This is a genomic window from Variovorax sp. FW305-3-2-15-B-LB1 (assembly GCF_058787635.1).
The window spans coordinates 116899-133702 of record NZ_JBYSZY010000013.1 but is presented as its reverse complement, the minus strand read 5'-3'; the positions used below and the strand labels follow the sequence as shown (position 1 = coordinate 133702).

15 protein-coding genes are annotated in these 16804 nt (G+C 68.7%); 10 read left to right on the top strand and 5 right to left on the bottom strand.

What is annotated here, in order from left to right; all coding sequences use genetic code 11:
* Positions 1–93: 93 nt before the first annotated feature.
* On the bottom strand, positions 94–2970 hold the full coding sequence (locus tag AC3WQR_RS11180) for a hypothetical protein (protein WP_492742068.1): 2877 nt from the start codon (positions 2968–2970) through the stop codon (positions 94–96).
* Between the two features lie 220 nt (positions 2971–3190).
* Positions 3191–3577 carry a DUF4259 domain-containing protein gene (locus tag AC3WQR_RS11175; protein ID WP_492742067.1) on the bottom strand — a complete coding sequence of 129 codons (387 nt, stop codon included), beginning with the start codon at positions 3575–3577 and terminating at the stop codon, positions 3191–3193.
* Between the two features lie 330 nt (positions 3578–3907).
* On the opposite strand from AC3WQR_RS11175, the gene AC3WQR_RS11170 reads away from it, so the two are divergent.
* Together AC3WQR_RS11170 and AC3WQR_RS11165 are read left to right on the top strand one after the other, a co-directional pair.
* The gene (locus AC3WQR_RS11170) at positions 3908–4909 is read left to right on the top strand and encodes a hypothetical protein (protein WP_492742066.1); all 1002 of its coding nucleotides are present in this window, start codon (positions 3908–3910) and stop codon (positions 4907–4909) included.
* A gap of 40 nt (positions 4910–4949) precedes the next feature.
* On the top strand, positions 4950–5750 hold the full coding sequence (locus tag AC3WQR_RS11165; RefSeq protein ID WP_492742065.1) for a DUF1266 domain-containing protein: 801 nt from the start codon (positions 4950–4952) through the stop codon (positions 5748–5750).
* Between the two features lie 7 nt (positions 5751–5757).
* Here AC3WQR_RS11165 and AC3WQR_RS11160 read toward each other — a convergent pair whose 3' ends face one another.
* On the bottom strand, positions 5758–6588 hold the full coding sequence (locus tag AC3WQR_RS11160) for a class I SAM-dependent methyltransferase (protein ID WP_174254372.1): 831 nt from the start codon (positions 6586–6588) through the stop codon (positions 5758–5760).
* A 56-nt stretch (positions 6589–6644) separates the two neighbouring features.
* Positions 6645–8540, bottom strand: coding sequence for a sigma-54-dependent Fis family transcriptional regulator (locus AC3WQR_RS11155; protein WP_492742064.1), 1896 nt, complete (start codon positions 8538–8540; stop codon positions 6645–6647).
* A gap of 232 nt (positions 8541–8772) precedes the next feature.
* Here AC3WQR_RS11155 and adh point away from each other — a divergent pair, with 232 nt between their 5' ends.
* On the top strand, positions 8773–10293 hold the full coding sequence (adh, locus tag AC3WQR_RS11150; RefSeq protein ID WP_492742063.1) for an aldehyde dehydrogenase: 1521 nt from the start codon (positions 8773–8775) through the stop codon (positions 10291–10293).
* A complete protein-coding gene (locus tag AC3WQR_RS11145; RefSeq protein ID WP_492742062.1) occupies positions 10293–10670 on the top strand; it encodes a DUF779 domain-containing protein in 378 nt (125 codons plus the stop codon). The genes adh and AC3WQR_RS11145 overlap by 1 nt, the downstream gene beginning before the upstream one ends.
* Before the next feature lie 15 nt (positions 10671–10685).
* On the opposite strand, the gene AC3WQR_RS11140 is transcribed toward AC3WQR_RS11145, so the two are convergent.
* On the bottom strand, positions 10686–11603 hold the full coding sequence (locus tag AC3WQR_RS11140; protein ID WP_492742061.1) for a LysR family transcriptional regulator: 918 nt from the start codon (positions 11601–11603) through the stop codon (positions 10686–10688).
* A 141-nt stretch (positions 11604–11744) separates the two neighbouring features.
* On the opposite strand from AC3WQR_RS11140, the gene AC3WQR_RS11135 reads away from it, so the two are divergent.
* The 6 genes from AC3WQR_RS11135 to AC3WQR_RS11110 all read left to right on the top strand — a co-directional run bounded on the left by AC3WQR_RS11135 (position 11745) and on the right by AC3WQR_RS11110 (position 16804).
* Complete coding sequence (locus tag AC3WQR_RS11135; RefSeq protein ID WP_062476391.1) at positions 11745–12161, top strand: YjfI family protein; 417 nt, start codon at positions 11745–11747, stop codon at positions 12159–12161.
* A gap of 12 nt (positions 12162–12173) precedes the next feature.
* Positions 12174–12905, top strand: a complete 732-nt coding sequence (locus AC3WQR_RS11130) for a PspA/IM30 family protein (RefSeq protein ID WP_492742060.1) — start codon at positions 12174–12176, stop codon at positions 12903–12905.
* A gap of 2 nt (positions 12906–12907) precedes the next feature.
* Positions 12908–13267: a hypothetical protein gene (locus tag AC3WQR_RS11125; protein WP_492742059.1), complete on the top strand. Its 360-nt coding sequence runs from the start codon at positions 12908–12910 to the stop codon at positions 13265–13267.
* A gap of 42 nt (positions 13268–13309) precedes the next feature.
* The gene (locus tag AC3WQR_RS11120; protein ID WP_319360609.1) at positions 13310–13954 is read left to right on the top strand and encodes an OB-fold-containig protein; all 645 of its coding nucleotides are present in this window, start codon (positions 13310–13312) and stop codon (positions 13952–13954) included.
* Positions 13955–14075: 121 nt separating this feature from the next.
* Positions 14076–16244, top strand: a complete 2169-nt coding sequence (locus AC3WQR_RS11115) for a flotillin family protein (RefSeq protein WP_062476401.1) — start codon at positions 14076–14078, stop codon at positions 16242–16244.
* Positions 16245–16258: 14 nt separating this feature from the next.
* Positions 16259–16804: a TFIIB-type zinc ribbon-containing protein gene (locus tag AC3WQR_RS11110; protein ID WP_070059348.1), complete on the top strand. Its 546-nt coding sequence runs from the start codon at positions 16259–16261 to the stop codon at positions 16802–16804.

Sequence of the window (16804 nt, the reverse complement as noted above, 5' to 3'; positions counted from 1 at the left end):
GCGAAGGCGCGGCGCGCCGGGGCGGGCGCCGCGCCTGCGGTGCGCGAGAAAGCGTGCGAAGGGGAGGGCCGTTGCCGGCCTCTCCGCCTTCGATCAGCCCAGCAGGCCGTGCAGGATGTTCGTCACGGGCGCCAGCGCGGAGCCTGTGCCGCTGTGGTCGAGCAGGCTGGTGATCGGGGCCACGACCTCACACACCAGCGGCGTGACCGCGTGCTCGACGGTGTTCACCACCTCGGCGACCACCGGGGCAACTGCCGAGCTGGCGCCGGCCAGGATGTCGGCCGCGGGCACCGCGGCGCCGGATGCGGCTTGCGTGGCCCCGGCTGCGACCGGCGCCACGGCATCGCTTGCATGGCCGAGCACCGACGACACCGGCTCCAGGATGTCCGCGACGGGGCTCTTGCCTCCGAGCAGGCCGCCGAGCAGGCTGCCCACGAGGCCGTCTTCGCCGACGATGCCGCCGAGCAAGCCGCCTTCGCCGCCACCGAGGACGCCGCCCAGCAGGCCGTCGTCACCGAGCACGCCGCCAAGCAGACCACTGTCGCCGCCGAGAACGCCACCCAGGAGGCCGTCGTCGCCCAGCACGCCACCGAGCAGACCGCCGTCGCCGCCGAGGACACCGCCCAGAAGGCCGTCGTCACCGAGGACGCCGCCGAGCAAGCCACCGTCGCCACCGAGGACGCCACCCAGCAGGCCGTCGTCACCCAGCACGCCACCGAGCAGACCGCCGTCACCGCCGAGGACGCCGCCCAGCAGGCCGTCGTCACCCAGCACACCGCCGAGCAAGCCGCTGTCGCCGCCGAGGACACCGCCCAGCAAGCCGTCATCACCCAGCACGCCGCCAAGCAATCCGCCGTCGCCGCCGCCGAGCAGGCTGCCCAGAAGGCCTTCGTCACCCAGCAAGCCGCCGAGCAGGCCTCCCTCGCCACCGAGGACGCCGCCCAGAAGGCCGTCGTCGCCGAGCAAGCCACCCAGCAGGCCGCCGTCACCGCCGAGCAGTCCGCCCAACAAACCATCGTCACCCAGCACGCCGCCGAGCAAGCCACCGCCGTCGCCGCCAAGGACGCCATTCAACAGGCCGCCGACCGGGCCTTCCGCACCGAGGATGCCGTCGTCGCCCAGCACACCGCCCAGCAGGCCGTCGTCACCGAGGACGCCACCCAGGAGCCCGTCATCGCCCAGCAGGCCGCTGAGCAAGCCGTCTTCGCCGCCGAGCAGGCCCGCCAGCGGGGTCGCGTTCAGCAGGGAGCCGACCGCGCCATCGGGGCCGAGCAGGCTGTCCACGAGCCCGTCGCCACCGAGCAGTCCGCCGGTGAGGCCTTCGCTGCCGAGCAGGCCGGACAGGGCGCCGTCGCCGCCGAGCACGCCGCCCAGGATGCCTTCGTCGCCGAGGAGGCCGTTGACCAGGCCGTCGTCGCCCAGCACGCCGCCAAGCAGGCCGCCCTCGTCGCCGAGGACGCCACCCAGCAGGCCGTCGTCGCCCAGCACACCGCCGAGCAGGCCCCCGTCGCCACCGAGCAAACCGCCCAACAGGCCGTCGTCACCCAGCACACCGCCCAGCAAGCCGCCTTCGCCACCGAGCACTCCACCCAGCAGGCCGTCATCGCCCAGCACGCCACCGAGCAGCCCGTCATCGCCCAGCAACTGCCCGATCAATCCGTCTTCGCCGAGCACACTGCCCAGCAGGCTGCCGTCACCCAGCAGCCCCTCGAGCACCTGGCCGACGACACCGTCCGTGCCGAGCAGGTCGTCCACGAGGCCGTCCAGGCCCAGCGGGGTGGTGATGCCGCCGAGCAGGCCTTCGCTGCCCAGCACGTTCTCCAGCGCATTGCCCAGCGCGTCGGTCAGGTAGTCGACCTGGCCGATCAGCGAGCCGACGAGGGCGTCGGTCAGGCCATCGCCGAGCAGGCCGTCGACCACGGGGGTCAGCACGCCGCCCACGTGAACGGCAATGTTTTCGACCGCGTGGTCCACCGGTTCGAACTCATTGGGATCGTTGGGCTTGAACTCCTCGCCGGTGACCGGCGAGAGCAGGTCGTCGACCAGGTCGGTGAGGCCGTCGGCCACGGGCATCAGCGAGGCCAGCGTGCCCGACGAGCCGGAGGCGCTGCGCACGTTGGTCGCACCGCCGCCCAGGCCGAGCGCGTTGTCGAGGGCGCCCAGCAGGTGCCCGGCGAGGCCGTCGCCCGGATCGAGCAGGTGGTCTGCGTCGGCATCGGCATCCGCGTCCGAATCGGCGTCCGCATCAGCGTCGGCGTCTGCATCCGAATCCGCGTCGGCGTCCGAATCGGCATCGGCATCGGCGTCTGCATCCGAGTCGGAGTCGGCGTCAGCATCGGCATCCGAGTCGGCGTCCGCGTCGCTGTCGCCGATGCCCGAGACGAACAGCGGGAACCCGCCGCCGTCGCCGCCGCCACCGCCGCTCAGCGCGGCGCCCAGGCCGATGGCGCCCAGCGCGCCGAGTGCGAATTCGCCCAGGCCGATGCCGCTGCCGGCCGCGGTCTTCTTGCTCACGGCGAGTGCCGCGGCTTCCGCGTCGCTGTCGGGCGAGGTGACATCGAGGTTGCCGGCGGCCACGTCGACGTTCACCTGTTCGAGGCCGCTGGACAGCTTGGTCGAGGTGATGGTGGCGTCGGTGCCGCCTGCAAACACACCGGCCAGCGGCGCCTTGTTGGTGGCCGAGCCGGGGAAGAGCACGTTGGCCTGCCCGCCGTCGGGCACGATCACGCGGTCGCCGGCGATGAGGGTCTGGTTGCCGTCCACCGGCATGCGAAATCCGTCGCGCATGACGACCGTGCCGGGCGTGGCGTTGGACAGGGTGCCCAGGCTGGTCGGCCCGGCGGGCGCGGCCATGGGAGTGCTCGACCCGACAGGGCCTAGGGGCGTGACGCTGGCCTGTGCAAGCACCACGGGAGCGCCGCTTTCGGCGGCGGCGGGGATCGAAGCGATCGGCGATACGGTGGTGGTCATGCGGCCTCCTCGTCAAATAAATGACTACAGAGGGCAACATGCGTGCCGCCTTCGACTTCGGCCGTCAACGATGGGCCGAAAACGCCGTATCCCGTTGATTCAAAACGACTTTTGTGCGAATGACCCTGTCAGGCCGGAGGTGCAAAACGGGCAGCTGTCGCCACTCGTTACGTAACACGGCGCACGCTTTGGCCGGAACGCCAGGCGCGTTCAGCGCGGTTCAGCCGCGCAGCCGGACCTGCAGGCTCTTCAGGTTGGCGAGCCACGCAAGGTAGTCCTCGTCGTCCTCGCCCAGCTCGGCCCAGGTGTCGTGGCCGTCCGCGTCGGGGTCGTCGAGGATGGCCTGCAGCGCGTCGGCGGCGGCATGGCGCAGGTCGGCGGGCGGCGCGGCCTTGCCGGCGCACCAGTCGACGGCGTCCGGGTGCACATCGGCGCTGTCGTGTCCGGCGAGCAGTGCCAGCACTTCGGCCGCGGCGACGGTGCCTTCGGTCGAACCTGAATCCAGCGTCTCGCGGATGAAGGCGAGCGCGTCATCGGCTTCCTGCAGTTCCGCCAGCCAATCGAGTGCCTCGTCGTTGCCGAAGCCTGCTGTCGACCATGTACCCATTCGTTTGACTCCCGTGTGTGGCGTGTCGCGGTGCGGCCACGGTTTGAAGATGCGGTGATGCTAGCGGCGCGAATCTCGTGATCGCGCGCCCTCGCAGAATTCGTCAGAATGCCAGGCGAGGCTTCCCAGTAGCATGGCCGCGCCCCTGACATGGGGGCGCGTGATCATCCAGTCCGTGAGCCGCCGGGGAACACTTCCCTTGGGCCGGCGTTGCGGCGGTGTCCTTCCAGGACACGCCGCGGTCACGGCCGATCTGCCGTGCATGGCCCACGGAAGCAGATGCCGGGCCGCTTACCCATTCACAACCACGGTTTCAGGGAGAGATTCAGCATGTCATTCGTTTTTTCGTCGTTCACCGATCACCTGGGCGCGCTGCCGCCCGAACGCGCGCGCCACGGCGATGCCTTGCGCGCACGCGTGCAGCAACAGGTGCAGGCACCGTTGCATGCCGACCTGTCGGCCTTTTCCTTCCTGCCCGACCAGGCAGACCACCCCGACCACGAAGATGCGCCGCAGGTGTTCGCGCAGGCGGTCGAGCAGATGTACCTGCCCAGGCCGTGGCTGGGCGACGAGATTCCGCTGTTCTTCCTGGGCTACCACGCGATGAACCGGCTCAGCGGCAAGCGCACCTCGCAAGGCCTGCTGCTGACCGACCAGGCGGTGTACGTGCAGGACGACTTCACCGTGCTGTCGGCCGCACCGCCACCGGCGCAGGGCCATGCCTTGCCGGCGCGCGCGGACGATGCACCGTCGTTCGTCTCGACGCTGCTCGCGCGCTTCAAGGCGTGGAAAGACTGGTCCGGCGTGGCCGACGCGCCCGAGCCGGTGCTGCTGAAACGCTGCGGCGAGTTGCTAGCGCCGACGGTCGCGGCGGTGCTCGCGTACCACGCGGAAAACGGCAGCCAGCGGCAGGCGCAGCAGCGCGTCTGGACGCTGGCCGAGCTGGTGACTGACCACGACGCGACCGACACCTTGCTCGACCCCGCCAACCCGAAGCTCGCTAAGAAGCTGGGCAAGGTGACGGACAAGTTCCAGATTCCCGCGGGCGAGACGCTGCAGTTCGCGCTGGCCGACTTTCCGCTCTTCGGCGGCCCCTACGGCGTGGCGCTCACCGCGCAGGCGCTGTATGGCAAGGACCTGATGGAGTCGCCGCTGCGCATCGCGCTGGAGCGGGTGGAGGTGCGTGCGCTGCAGATCGGAGAGAAGGGCGACCAGCTGCTGACGGGCTCGACCCCGCCGATGGCGCTGCCGGCGCACATGAAGGAATCGCTGCGCGCACCGTTCCTCGCGTTCCTGCAGCAGGAGATCGCGCGCCTGCAATCGAAGGCCTGATTAGCCCACGCGGCATTCAACAAATTTCGGGGGAGTTTTCATGGGGTTCAAGGACACGCTCGCGCACGCGATGCTCGACAACGACAAGCTCAAGTTCGACGCCGCCGCGCCCGCGCTTTCCGCGCAGGAGCAATGGTTGGTCACGCTGAGCACGCCGCTGTCGGCCTTCAACGGCGATTGCGTGAACGCGGTGCTCACCGGCAAGGACAACGACACCCTGCGCGAAGGCATCGCGCAGGTGTGGAACGTGAGCGACCGCGCGAGCTTCGAGCAGACCGCGCGCTGGCTGACCGAGGAAGGGCAGCGCGCGAAGTACCTGCCGGCCTGGAAGGCCATCGGCGCGATCGATGCGGCGGTGCAGTCCACGCCGGGCGTACTGCGCCTGGTCATGGACGCGTGGTTTCCCGCGTTCTTCCAGATCAAGGCGCGCGAGCACCTGGACATGCGGGCGCTGTCCGCGCAGACCGGGCACTCGAGCGCCGAGCTGAGCCAGCTGATGACTGGCAGCCAGAGCTGGGTCCAGGCTCTGCGCAAGCACTTCGGCGTGGCGCCGGATCAGCTGACGAACCTCGTGGCCTGGGACGCGGTGCGCCTGGCCAACCTGTCGCGCTGGGCCGTGCAGTTGGGCTTTATCGAACGCGCGGAGTTTGCGGACTTTGCGGGCGGCCTGGCATCGCAGGTGCGTGCGGCCTATGCCAACTGGTCGCAGGTGAGCGCCGCCTACATCGCGGCGGGCCTGATCTGGCAGTACTCCGATGCGCGCGAAGAGCATCTGCTGCGCACCAACCGCCTGCTGCTGAGCGACACGCGCAGCCCGTGGCGCAGCGTGCCCTTCGCCTGAAGAGGTCCTAGTCCTTCGCCCTCAGCGCGTACACCGCATAGATCGGCACGCCGAGAAAGAACAGCACCATCGGCGCGAACAGCGTGTAGGGCCAGCCGATGCCTTCCATCACGCGGTAGGTGCCGTCCAGGTGCAGGCGCGGATGGGGCTGCGTGAGGTCTTCGTACCGGCGCAGGCCCCACTGGAACTCCGCGCCGGTCGCGCGTACCGACGGATGCTGGCGCGCGCGGCCCACGGCCAGCCAGCACATCGCGTCGAAGGCCAGCACCGAGCCCGCAGGCGCGCGTTCACCGAAGGTGGTGAATACGGCGTTCACCTGCTCGGGCGTGAGGTACATCAGCACGCCCTCGGTGAACAGGAAGACCGGCTGCGCCTGGCGCTTGCGCGGCAGGCCGAGCTGCTCCCACCAGCCGGGCGCCGAGAGGTCGAGTTCGCGCAGGTCGTGGCGGGGATGCGTGTCGGGCAGCAGTTCGCGGCGCAGGGCCAGCACCTCGGGCAGGTCGGCGTCGGTCATGCGCGACTTGCCGTCGTCCAGCCATTGGAAGTAGTGGCTCAGGCCGCAGCCCATGTTCACGACACGCGCGCCCGGGTGCAGCTTGAGGAAGTCCTGCGCCAGGCTGCGAAAGCGCCGCGTGCGCGCCAGGATGCCGTAGATGGTCGTACGGTCGTCCGGCAGGGCATGGTCGTCGTCGCGGATCTGCTCGAGGATGCCGGCGGCGTAGGCGTCGCGCACGGCCATCTGCGGAAAGAGCGCATCGCCCGAAGCCCGCGCGGCCAGCGGAATCCGCAAGGTGGACGGCACGGCCGAGAGCTTGCGCGCGGATTTGCCGGTGGTCATGAATGCGGGGGCAGGGCCATGCGCAAAGTCTGGCCGCTCCCGCGCGTGCGGGCAAGTCAGTCTTTGGTGTTGCCCGTGGGCGGGCGCTGGCGCGCGAGGTGGCGGTACACGGTGCTGCGGTGAACGCCGAGCCGGCGGGCCGCGCGCGCCACGTCGTGGTCGCAGGCGCGCAGGGCTTCGTCGATGGCGTGGCGCGTGATGGTCTGCAGCGGTGCGTTGGGTTGCGACAGTGTGGGTTCGCTGAAGTCAGCGAGGGGCGCGGCGTCGTGCAGGTGCGCGGGCAGCGAATCGGCCGTCACCGCATCGCCCGGGTCGGCCAGCGCCACGAGGGCGCGCAGCACGCTGCGCAGCTCGCGCACGTTGCCGGGCCAGCGGTAGGCGGCCAGGCGTTCGAGCGCGTCGTTCTCCAGGCACAGGTGCTTGGCGGCGCCGCCCGATTCGAGGAACAGCCGCGCGATCAGCGCGCGCCGGTCGGCACGCTCGTGCAGCGCGGGCAGAGCGACGGTGAAGCCGGCCACGCGGTACATCAGGTCGGCGCGAAAGCGCCCGGCCTCGACCAGCGCAGGCAGGCCGGCGTGCGTGGCGCAAATCAAATCGAAATCGACCGCCACGCCCTGGCCGCCGCCCAGCGGCGTGACCACGCGGCCTTCGAGCACGCGCAGCAGGCGCGTCTGCAGCGCGAGCGGTATCTCGGCGATCTCGTCGAGAAACAGCACGCCGCCGTGCGCTTCGCGGATGCGACCCGGCATGCCCTTGCGGCGCGCGCCGGTGAAGGCGCCTTCTTCGTAGCCGAACAGCTCGGCCTCGATCAGCGTCTCGGGCAGCGAGGCGCAGTCGACCGCCACGAACGGGCCCGCGCTGCGGCGGCTGGCGGCGTGCAGGCGGCGCGAGAACACCTCCTTGCCGCTGCCGGTCTCGCCGTTCACCAGCACCGGCACGCCTTCGTTGAGCACGCGCACGGCGCGCGCCAGCAATGGGCGCACCACGTCGTCGTTGTCGACGGGCGCGGCGTTCGCGGCCATCACCTGCCGCGCGCCGGTGCGGCCCGTGCCGCTGTTCGCCGTGCCCGTGCGCTCCATGACGGTCGCGATCTGCCGCCCGCCCGGCAGCGTGAGCAGGCTGCGCCGGTGCTCCATGCGCGGCCACTGCGCGCCCAGGAAATCTTCGGCGTCGAGGTCGAGCAGGCCTTCCCACGTGCGGCCGAACAGGTCGAGCGCCACGCGGTTGGCCGCGACGATGCGCCCGTTCTCGATCACCATCAGCCCTTCGCGCGCGGTGCCGATCAGCGCCGGCCGCGCATGGAAGCGCAGCACGTGGCCCGAGGCCTCGGCCAGCAGCATGCGGTGCTCGACCTGCTGCGCCGCCATGCGCACCAGGCCCAGGGCGTGGTGGTTCACGCGCGCGGTCTCGCCCGAGATGTCGAGCGCGCCGGCCAGCTCGCCGCGCCCGCTGAAGATGGGCGCCGCCGCGCAGCCCAGCCGGCCGTTCTGCGCCAGGTAGTGCTCGCCGCCCAGCACCATCAGCGCCACACGCTCGGCCAGCGCCGTGCCGATGGCGTTGGTGCCGCGGTGGCTCTCCGACCATTCCACGCCGGGCTGCAGCGCCACGCGCTGGGCCTTGGGCAGGAAGTCGGGGCTGCCGATTTCTTCGAGGATGAGGCCGCTCGCGTCCGACAGCGCGACGATGCAGCCGTTGCCCACCGCATGCTCGGCGAGCCCGTCGAGTTCGGGCTGCGCGCAGCTGAGCAGGCGCATCGCCTGCTCGCGGCGCTCGTTGAGCAGCGAAGGCGCCATCGGCGTCGGGTCGATGCAATGCGGATCGACCGGCCGGCTGCGCTGCCACGAGCGCGAGATGTGCGGCGCGATCCACGGCGCCGGGTCGCGGCCCTGCGCGAAGAACAGCTCGCGCGCCTGCGCGACGCTGACCGATGGCGCGGAAGCTTCACTCGTCATGCGTGACTCCGTGGACGGGGATTGCCGGCGATTCGCCTTGTGCGACATCGTAGTCGCCACCGTCGCGCCCATCTGTCGCAGATTGCGAATGGAAACCCTCTGCGCGGGCCGCGTCCCTGTGGCGCGGGGCTTGGGGATTGTCCCGATCCGCGCGGGTATGCCGCTTGCGGTGCCTGTGCGGGCCGCCGCATGTCGCGGCGCCCGTTCACACCTTACCCAACGGAGACAACCCATGGACATGCTCGAACCGGGCAAATTCGGTACCGCGGTGCCTTTCAAGAAGCGCTACGGCAACTACATCGGCGGCGAATGGGTCGCGCCGGTGGAGAACCAGTATTTCGGCAACATCACGCCCGTCACCGGCAAGGTCTTCTGCGAAGTGCCGCGCTCCAGCGCCGCCGACATCGAGCGCGCACTCGACGCCGCCCACAAGGCCAAGGGCGCCTGGGGCCGCACCTCGACCACCGAGCGCGCCAACATCCTGAACCGCATCGCCGACCGCATGCAGGAAAACCTGGCCATGCTGGCGGCGGCCGAGACCTGGGACAACGGCAAGCCGATCCGCGAGACCATGGCCGCCGACCTGCCGCTGGCCATCGACCACTTCCGCTACTTCGCCTCGTGCATCCGCTCGCAGGAGGGCGGCATCAGCGAGATCGACCACGAAACCTTCGCGTACCACTTTCACGAGCCCATCGGCGTGGTCGGCCAGATCATTCCGTGGAACTTCCCGATCCTCATGGCCGTGTGGAAGCTCGCACCCGCGCTGGCGGCCGGCAACTGCGTGGTGCTCAAGCCCGCCGAACAGACGCCGGTGTCGATTCTGGTGCTGATGGAGGTCATTGGCGACCTGCTGCCGCCGGGCGTGCTCAACGTGGTCAACGGCTTCGGCGTGGAGGCGGGCAAGCCGCTGGCGTCGAGCAACCGCATCGGCAAGATCGCCTTCACCGGCGAGACCACCACGGGCCGGCTGATCTCGCAGTACGCGAGCCAGAGCCTCATTCCTGTCACGCTGGAGCTGGGCGGCAAGTCGCCCAACATCTTCTTTGCCGACGTGATGGAGCGCGACGACGCCTTCTTCGACAAGGCGCTCGAAGGCTTCACGATGTTCGCGCTGAACCAGGGCGAGGTCTGCACCTGCCCGAGCCGCGCGCTGATCCAGGAGTCGATCTACGACCGCTTCATGGAGCGCGCACTGAAGCGCGTGGCCGCCATCAAGCAGGGCAGCCCGCTCGACGCGGCCACCATGATCGGCGCGCAGGCCTCGAGCGAGCAGCTCGAAAAGATCCTGTCGTACCTGGACATCGGCCGGCAGGAGGGCGCGCAGGTGCTCATCGGCGGCGAGCGCCAGCAGCTCGACGGCGACCTGGCCGACGGTTACTACGTGAAGCCGACCGTGTTCCGCGGCCACAACAAGATGCGCATCTTCCAGGAAGAGATCTTCGGGCCCGTGGTGTCGGTCACCACCTTCAAGGACGAGGAAGAAGCGCTGGCGATTGCCAACGACACGCTCTACGGCCTGGGCGCCGGCGTGTGGAGCCGCGACATGAACCGCGCCTTCCGCATGGGCCGCGGCATCCAGGCCGGCCGCGTGTGGACCAACTGCTACCACCAGTACCCGGCGCACGCGGCCTTCGGCGGCTACAAGCAGTCGGGCATCGGGCGCGAGAACCACAAGATGATGCTCGACCACTACCAGCAGACCAAGAACCTGCTCGTGAGCTACAGCGAGAACAAGCTGGGCTTCTTCTGATGACCGGCGAGGTCCTGCGCGTCACCGCGACCGATGCGGCGCTCGCGCTCATCGACGACCTCGCCGCCCGGCACGGCCCGCTGATGTTCCATCAGTCGGGCGGCTGCTGCGACGGCAGCGCGCCCATGTGCTATGCGCAGGGCGAGTTCATCGTGGGCGACTACGACCGGCTGCTGGGCCGCATCGGAGACATGCCGTTCTACATCAGCGGGCCGCAGTTCGAATACTGGCAGCACACCCAGCTGATCATCGACGTGGTGCCGGGGCGCGGCGGCATGTTCTCGCTGGAAGGGCCGCTGGGCGTGCGCTTCCTGACGCGCTCGCGGCTGTTCACGGAGGCGGAGTGGGCGGTGCTCGAGGCGGAGGGGGCGGGGTAGGGCCCCGGCCGGTTGTCAGTTCGACGAGGCGAGCAGCTGCCGCACCAGCAGCTGCGTCGCCGGCGTCAGCGCCGCGCCCGTCTTCGTTGCCATCAGCAGGCGCCGCGTGGCCCACGCGTCCTTCAGGTGCACCACCTTCAGGTCGAGCGCGGCCACCTGCGCCTTGCAGGCGGCCAGCGGCACCACGCCGATACCGAGGTTGGCCGCGATCATGTGGCACATCGCGTCGAAGCTGCGCACCTGCACGCGCAGGCGCATCGGAATGCCGGCCTGCTCGGCCGCGCGCGAGGTCAGCTCGAGCAGCGAGCTGCTGCGGTTCAGGCCCACGAACTCGTGTGCCAGGCAGGTCTTGAAGTCGACCTGCTTCGCGCGCAGTCGCGCCAGCGAATGCGGCCTGGCGCACAGCACCACGAGCTCGTCGGTCTGGAAGGGCGCGACATCGAGGCCGTAGGCGGGTGTGTTCTCGGCGAACACGCCGACGTCGGCGAGGCCGTCGACCAGTGCGCGCACGATGTCTCCGCTCAGCTGTTCCTCGACCTCGATGCGGATATCGGGATGCTGTCCGAGGAAGGCCGCCAGCGTGGTCGGCAGGAACTCCGTCAGTGCCGACATGTTGGCCCACAGCCGCACATGGCCGCGCACGCCGCTGGCGTAGTCGCCCAGCTCGTTGCTGAACTGCTCGAAGCCCTGGAACAGGCGCATCGCATGCTGCATCGCCACGTGTCCGGCGGGCGTGAGCGCGATGCCCTGGGCGCTGCGTTCGAGCAGCTTGGAGCCTGTGGCGGCTTCGAAGTCGGACAGGCGCCGGCTCGCCGCCGAGAGCGCGAGGTGACACGCTTCCGCGCCCTTGGTGATGCTGCCCGACTGCGCCACGGCGCAGAACAGGCGCAGCGTCACGAAATCGACACGCGCGGGGTTGATGGTGCTGGCCATCGGCGGATTCTAGAGAGCGCGCCAGTGCCGAAAGTCATGCGCACGGGTTAAAAGAATTTTTGACATGTTATGTCGCTGCACCTATAGTGAATCCATCGAAGCATCGCGCGCTTCCCACGGTAGACAACCCAAAGGAGAGGTATGCAATCACTGCTGGATCAACTCGAAGGCCTCGACGTGCTGGCCGGTGCCGCGATGGGCGGGCTGTCTGTTCAGCTGCAGCCGATTCCGGGCAGCACGCCGGTGGTCCAGGTGAGCATCGAAGGGCGCGATGAGCTGCCGATCTTCGTCACCAGCTCCGACATGCAGATCATCTGCATCTGCTACCTCTGGACCGAGGAAGACGTGAAGCCCGCGCGGCGCACCGAACTGCTCGAATCGCTGCTCGACCTCAATCCCTCGGTCCCGCTGTCGTCCTTCGGGCGCGTCGGCGGGCGCTACGTGCTCACGGGGGCGCTGGGGCGCAACGCGAGCGTGGAAGACATCGCACGCGAAGTGGCCGTGCTCAGCGACAACGCGCTCGATGCGCTCGACGCCTTGTCCGAATTCCTGAACTAAGCGGAGATCATCATGACAGTCATCAAGAAGCTGGTCACCTTGCTGCGCGGCAGCGCCCGCGAAATCGGCGAGAGCGTGATCGACAGCAACGCCACGCGCATCTACGAGCAGGAAATCATCGACGCCAAGCACAGCATCGAGAAGGCCAAGGGCGACCTCACGGGCGTCATGGCCAAGGAGATGCAATCGGCCCGCGAGATCGAACGCCTGAAGGGCGAGGTCGCGCGCTACGAAGGCCTGGCGCTCGAAGCGCTCAACAAGACCCAGGAAGGCCTGGCGCTCGACGTGGCGGCCAAGGTCGGCACGCTCGAGCAGGAGCTCGAGGAGCAGGCCAAAGCCCACGCCTCGTATGCGCTGCAGGTGTCGCGGCTCAAGGACCTGATCAAGTCGGCCGAGGCGCGCATCCGCGAGCACGAGCGCGAGATCGGCATCGCCAAGACCACCGAGAGCGTCTACCGCGCCACGCAGTCGATCTCCGAGAACATCGGCAGTGGCGGCTCGCGCCTGGCCAGCGCGCGCGAGTCGCTGGAACGCATCCGCTCGCGCCACGAGGATCTGTCTGATCGCATGGCGGCAGGCCAGCAGCTCGAAGACGAGCTCGGCCACAGCGCGCTCGAGAAGAAGCTGGCCGCGGCAGGCATCGGCAACGATGCCGACCGCACCGGCAAGGTGATGGAGCGCATCCGCGCCCGGCAGGCCAAGCCGTCCGAGTCGCCCAAGCCGTCCGAACCGGCTCCGGAGTGACGATGGTGCGGGTCAAGCCGGTACGCTGGCAAGGCTCGGACGAGGCGATCCGCGCGGTCCAGGTGGCCTTCGACGTGGAAGAGGCCGTGCTCGAGGCCGTGCGCACCGCGGCCTTCGAGCAGCATGTGTCCACGCCCGACCAGATCCGGCAGGTGCTGGGCCTGGCGACCACGTCGAAGCCGAAGCGGCCGCGCCTCACGGTGTCGTTGAACACGGCCGACTACGAATTCCTGGCGGCGCGGTATGGTCTGTCATCCGACGACCGCCTGGCCATCAAGGAGAGGGCCACGCGCGAACTGATTGCCTTTGCAGGCAAGGCGAACAAGAAGAACACCGGCACGAAGAAGCCGGGCGGCAGGTAAGAAGAAAAGAGAACAACAACCAACCCGCACGCGGGAGGATCAATGGGCGATTTCATGGGAGCGGTGACGGGGTACCCCACCGCGATCTACACGGTGCTGCTCGGCGTCGTGGTGATCTATTGGGTGCTCGCGGTGGTCGGCATGGTCGACTTCGAGAGCAGCGGGATCGACGTCGACCTGCAGACGCATGCCGATGGCGACACCAGCGACATGGGCCAGATCGCGAGCTACGTGGTCGCCTTCGGCCTGAACGGCGTGCCGTTCTCGGTGGCCGTGAGCCTGCTGGTGCTGGTGGCCTGGACGCTTTCGTGCCTGGGCGGCGAGTGGCTGCTGCCGCTGGTGCCGACGATGGTGCTCAAGCTGCTGGCCGGCACGGTGCTGCTGGTGGCCAGCGCGGCCCTTGCCATCCCGGTGACGGCGGTGGCCATCCGTCCGCTCAAGGGCCTCTTCGTGAGCCACACGGCCGTGAGCAATGCGGCGCTGGTGGGCCAAGTCTGCCGCGTCGTCACCGGCGTGGTGAACGAGAAGGACGGCCGCGCCGAAGTGGCGCGCCGCGGCGCCAGCCTCAACATCCGCGTCTGGGCGCCCACGCCCAACGCCCTCAAGCGCGGCTCGCACGCGCTCATCCTCGAATACGACGAGGTGGCCGCGCGCTACCTCATCGCGGCGCACGAAGACATCGTCTGAGAAGGCGTGAACGACCCCGCCATGTCCGTTCATCGGCCACGCCGGATTCATTCACACCTTCTGACCGCGCGCATCCCTCACCCAAGTTCGTTCGCTCGCTCTTAAAGCATCTGGAGAAAAAATGGAGCCCATCATCTTCGCCGTGGTCATACTGGCCGTCGTCATCCTCGGCCTGTTCGCGATGTTCGCCAAGTTCTATCGCAAGATCGAACAGGGCCACGCCCTCATCGTGAACACGCTGCGCGCCGAGCCCGAGGTGACCTTCACCGGCCGCATGGTCTATCCGATCATCCACAAGGCCGAGCTGATGGACATCTCGGTCAAGACCATCGAGATCGACCGCTCGGGCAATGAAGGCCTCATCTGCCGCGACAACATCCGCGCCGACATCAAGGTGAAGTTCTTCGTGCGCGTCAACAAGACCGCCGACGACGTGCTGAAGGTGGCGCAGGGCATCGGCTGTGCGCGGGCATCGAACCACGAGACGCTCGAAGAGCTGTTCTCCGCCAAGTTCTCCGAAGCGCTCAAGACCGTGGGCAAGTCGATGGACTTCGTCGACCTGTACCAGGCGCGCGACGGCTTCCGCGACGAGATCATCAGCCAGATCGGCAACGACCTCTCGGGCTACGTGCTCGAAGACGCCGCCATCGACTACCTCGAGCAGACCCCGCTGTCGGAACTCGACGCCAACAACATCCTCGATGCGCAGGGCATCAAGAAGATCACCGAGCTGACGGCGGTCGAGCACGTGCGAACCAACGAGCTGCGCCGCAACGAGGAAATGCAGATCAAGAAGAAGAACGTCGAAACGCAAGAAGCACTGCTCGAACTCGAACGCCAGCAGGCCGATGCCACCGCGCGCCAGCAGCGCGAAATTGCCAGCGTGCGTGCCCGCGAAGAAGCCGAGACTTCCAAGATCCAGTCCGAAGAGCGCACCAAGTCCGAAACCGCGCGCCTGATGGCCGAGCAGTCGGTCTCGGTGCAGCAGGAGAACGTGCAGCGCGAAAAGGAAGTGGCCGAGAACAACCGCAAGCGCGCGGTGGCCATCGAGGAAGAAAAGGTCACGCGTGCCCGCGACCTCGAGATCGTCGATCGCGAGAAGGAAGTGACCCTGCAGCGCATCGAGAAGGACAAGGCCGTCGAAGTGCAGAAGAAGGCCATTGCCGACGTGATCCGCGAGCGCATCGTGGTCGAACGCACCGTGGCCGAGCAGGAAGAGGCCATCAAGGAACTGCGCGTGGTGGCCGAGGCCGAGCGCACCAAGAAGTCGGTCGTGATCATGGCCGAGGGCCAGGCCGAAGAGAAGATGGTGCTGGACGTGAAGGCCGCTGAAACGCAAGAAAAGCGCGCCCGCCACAAGGCCGCCGAAGAACTCACGCTGGCCGACGCCAAGCTCAAGGTCGCCGAGCGCGACGCCGAATCGAAGAAGCGCGAAGCCGAAGGCGTGGAAGCCATTTCCGCCGCACCGGGCCTGGCCGCCGCCAAGGTCGAAATTGCCACGGCCCAGGCCAAGCTCGCAAGCTTCGAAGCCGAGGCGTCGGGCAAGGAAAAGCTGGGCCTGGCCGACGTGCATGTGCGCCAGGCCGATGCCGACGCGATCCTCAAGGCCGGCCAGGCCGATGCGCAGGTCATCGAGGCCCGCTCGCAGGCCGAAGCGGCCGGCATGCGTGCCAAGTTCGAGGCCGAAGCCTCGGGCAAGGAAAAGCTCGGCCTCGCCGAAGTCAACGTGCGCACGGCCGACGCCGAGGCCACACTCAAGTCGGGCCAGGCCGATGCGCAGGTCATCGAAGCGCGCTTCAACGCCGAGGCCAAGGGCCTGCACGAGAAGTTCGAGGCCATGAAGTCCATGAGCCCCGAAACCCGCGACCACGAAGAGTTCCGCATGCGCCTGGAAAAGTCGCACATCGAAACCATGAAGGGCATCGACGCGCAGACCTCCATCGCCAAGGAACAGGCCGACGTGCTGGGCACCGCGCTCGCCAACGCCAAGATCGACATCGTGGGCGGCTCGGGCGACTACTTCGACAGCTTCGTGCGCTCGCTCTCCGTGGGCAAGGGTATCGACGGCGTCATCTCCAAGAGCCAGGCGGTGCAGGTCGCCTTCAAGGAACAGCTCTCGGGCGAGCGCGACGTGGTGAAGGACCTGCGCGACATCGTCGGCGCGCTGGGCAACTCGTCGGGCGAAATCCAGAACCTCAGCGTCGCCTCGCTGATGAGCAAGATCGCCAACGACGGCACCGAAAGCCAGAAGTCGGCGCTGCAGAACCTGATCTCCTCCTTCCGCAACTGAGCCGGGGGCGCGCGATGAACCCGAACCTGAAGTGCAGTTGCGCCACCCATGCCGCGATGCAGCCCGTCGCGCTCGCCGAGGCCCTGCTCGGCGTGCAGTGCGGCGACTGCCACGGCATGGTGATGGACATGGACGACTGGCGCAGCTGGAAGGCCGCCGATCCGAAGCGCGTGCCGCATGAGGTCGACGACGAGGTGATCGAGGTGTTCGACGTCGCCGCCGTGCGCCACTGCCCCGAGTGCGAGCGCCTGATGCAGCGCCTGCGCGTGAGCGCCGGGCCCGACTTCCGCATCGACCGCTGCGTGGCCTGCCAGAACCTCTGGTTCGACCAGGGCGAGTGGCGCGCCCTCGTGAGCCGCGGCCTGGCCGGCCGGCTCGACGAGCTGCTGTCCGACGGCTGGCAGCGCCGGCTGCAGACCGAGGAGGTGCGCGAGGCGCGCCTGGCCGCGCTGCGCCGCCGCTACGGCGACGACTGCATCGACGAGCTGGACCGCATCCGCGCCTGGCTCGACACCCAGCCTCACCGCGACGAATTGCTCGCACTGCTGCGCGCGGACTGA

What these genes read in the sequence shown, in the direction of transcription:
- AC3WQR_RS11170 (WP_492742066.1), top strand. Translation starts at nt 3,908, where the DNA reads ATGTCATTCGTTTTTTCGTCGTTCACCGATCACCTGGGCGCGCTGCCG.
- AC3WQR_RS11140 (WP_492742061.1), bottom strand. Translation starts at nt 11,603, where the DNA reads ATGGCCAGCACCATCAACCCCGCGCGTGTCGATTTCGTGACGCTGCGC.
- AC3WQR_RS11115 (WP_062476401.1), top strand. Translation starts at nt 14,076, where the DNA reads ATGGAGCCCATCATCTTCGCCGTGGTCATACTGGCCGTCGTCATCCTC.
- AC3WQR_RS11135 (WP_062476391.1), top strand. Translation starts at nt 11,745, where the DNA reads ATGCAATCACTGCTGGATCAACTCGAAGGCCTCGACGTGCTGGCCGGT.
- AC3WQR_RS11125 (WP_492742059.1), top strand. Translation starts at nt 12,908, where the DNA reads ATGGTGCGGGTCAAGCCGGTACGCTGGCAAGGCTCGGACGAGGCGATC.
- AC3WQR_RS11175 (WP_492742067.1), bottom strand. Translation starts at nt 3,577, where the DNA reads ATGGGTACATGGTCGACAGCAGGCTTCGGCAACGACGAGGCACTCGAT.
- AC3WQR_RS11165 (WP_492742065.1), top strand. Translation starts at nt 4,950, where the DNA reads ATGGGGTTCAAGGACACGCTCGCGCACGCGATGCTCGACAACGACAAG.
- AC3WQR_RS11110 (WP_070059348.1), top strand. Translation starts at nt 16,259, where the DNA reads ATGAACCCGAACCTGAAGTGCAGTTGCGCCACCCATGCCGCGATGCAG.
- AC3WQR_RS11130 (WP_492742060.1), top strand. Translation starts at nt 12,174, where the DNA reads ATGACAGTCATCAAGAAGCTGGTCACCTTGCTGCGCGGCAGCGCCCGC.
- AC3WQR_RS11120 (WP_319360609.1), top strand. Translation starts at nt 13,310, where the DNA reads ATGGGCGATTTCATGGGAGCGGTGACGGGGTACCCCACCGCGATCTAC.
- AC3WQR_RS11180 (WP_492742068.1), bottom strand. Translation starts at nt 2,970, where the DNA reads ATGACCACCACCGTATCGCCGATCGCTTCGATCCCCGCCGCCGCCGAA.
- adh (WP_492742063.1), top strand. Translation starts at nt 8,773, where the DNA reads ATGGACATGCTCGAACCGGGCAAATTCGGTACCGCGGTGCCTTTCAAG.
- AC3WQR_RS11160 (WP_174254372.1), bottom strand. Translation starts at nt 6,588, where the DNA reads ATGACCACCGGCAAATCCGCGCGCAAGCTCTCGGCCGTGCCGTCCACC.
- AC3WQR_RS11155 (WP_492742064.1), bottom strand. Translation starts at nt 8,540, where the DNA reads ATGACGAGTGAAGCTTCCGCGCCATCGGTCAGCGTCGCGCAGGCGCGC.
- AC3WQR_RS11145 (WP_492742062.1), top strand. Translation starts at nt 10,293, where the DNA reads ATGACCGGCGAGGTCCTGCGCGTCACCGCGACCGATGCGGCGCTCGCG.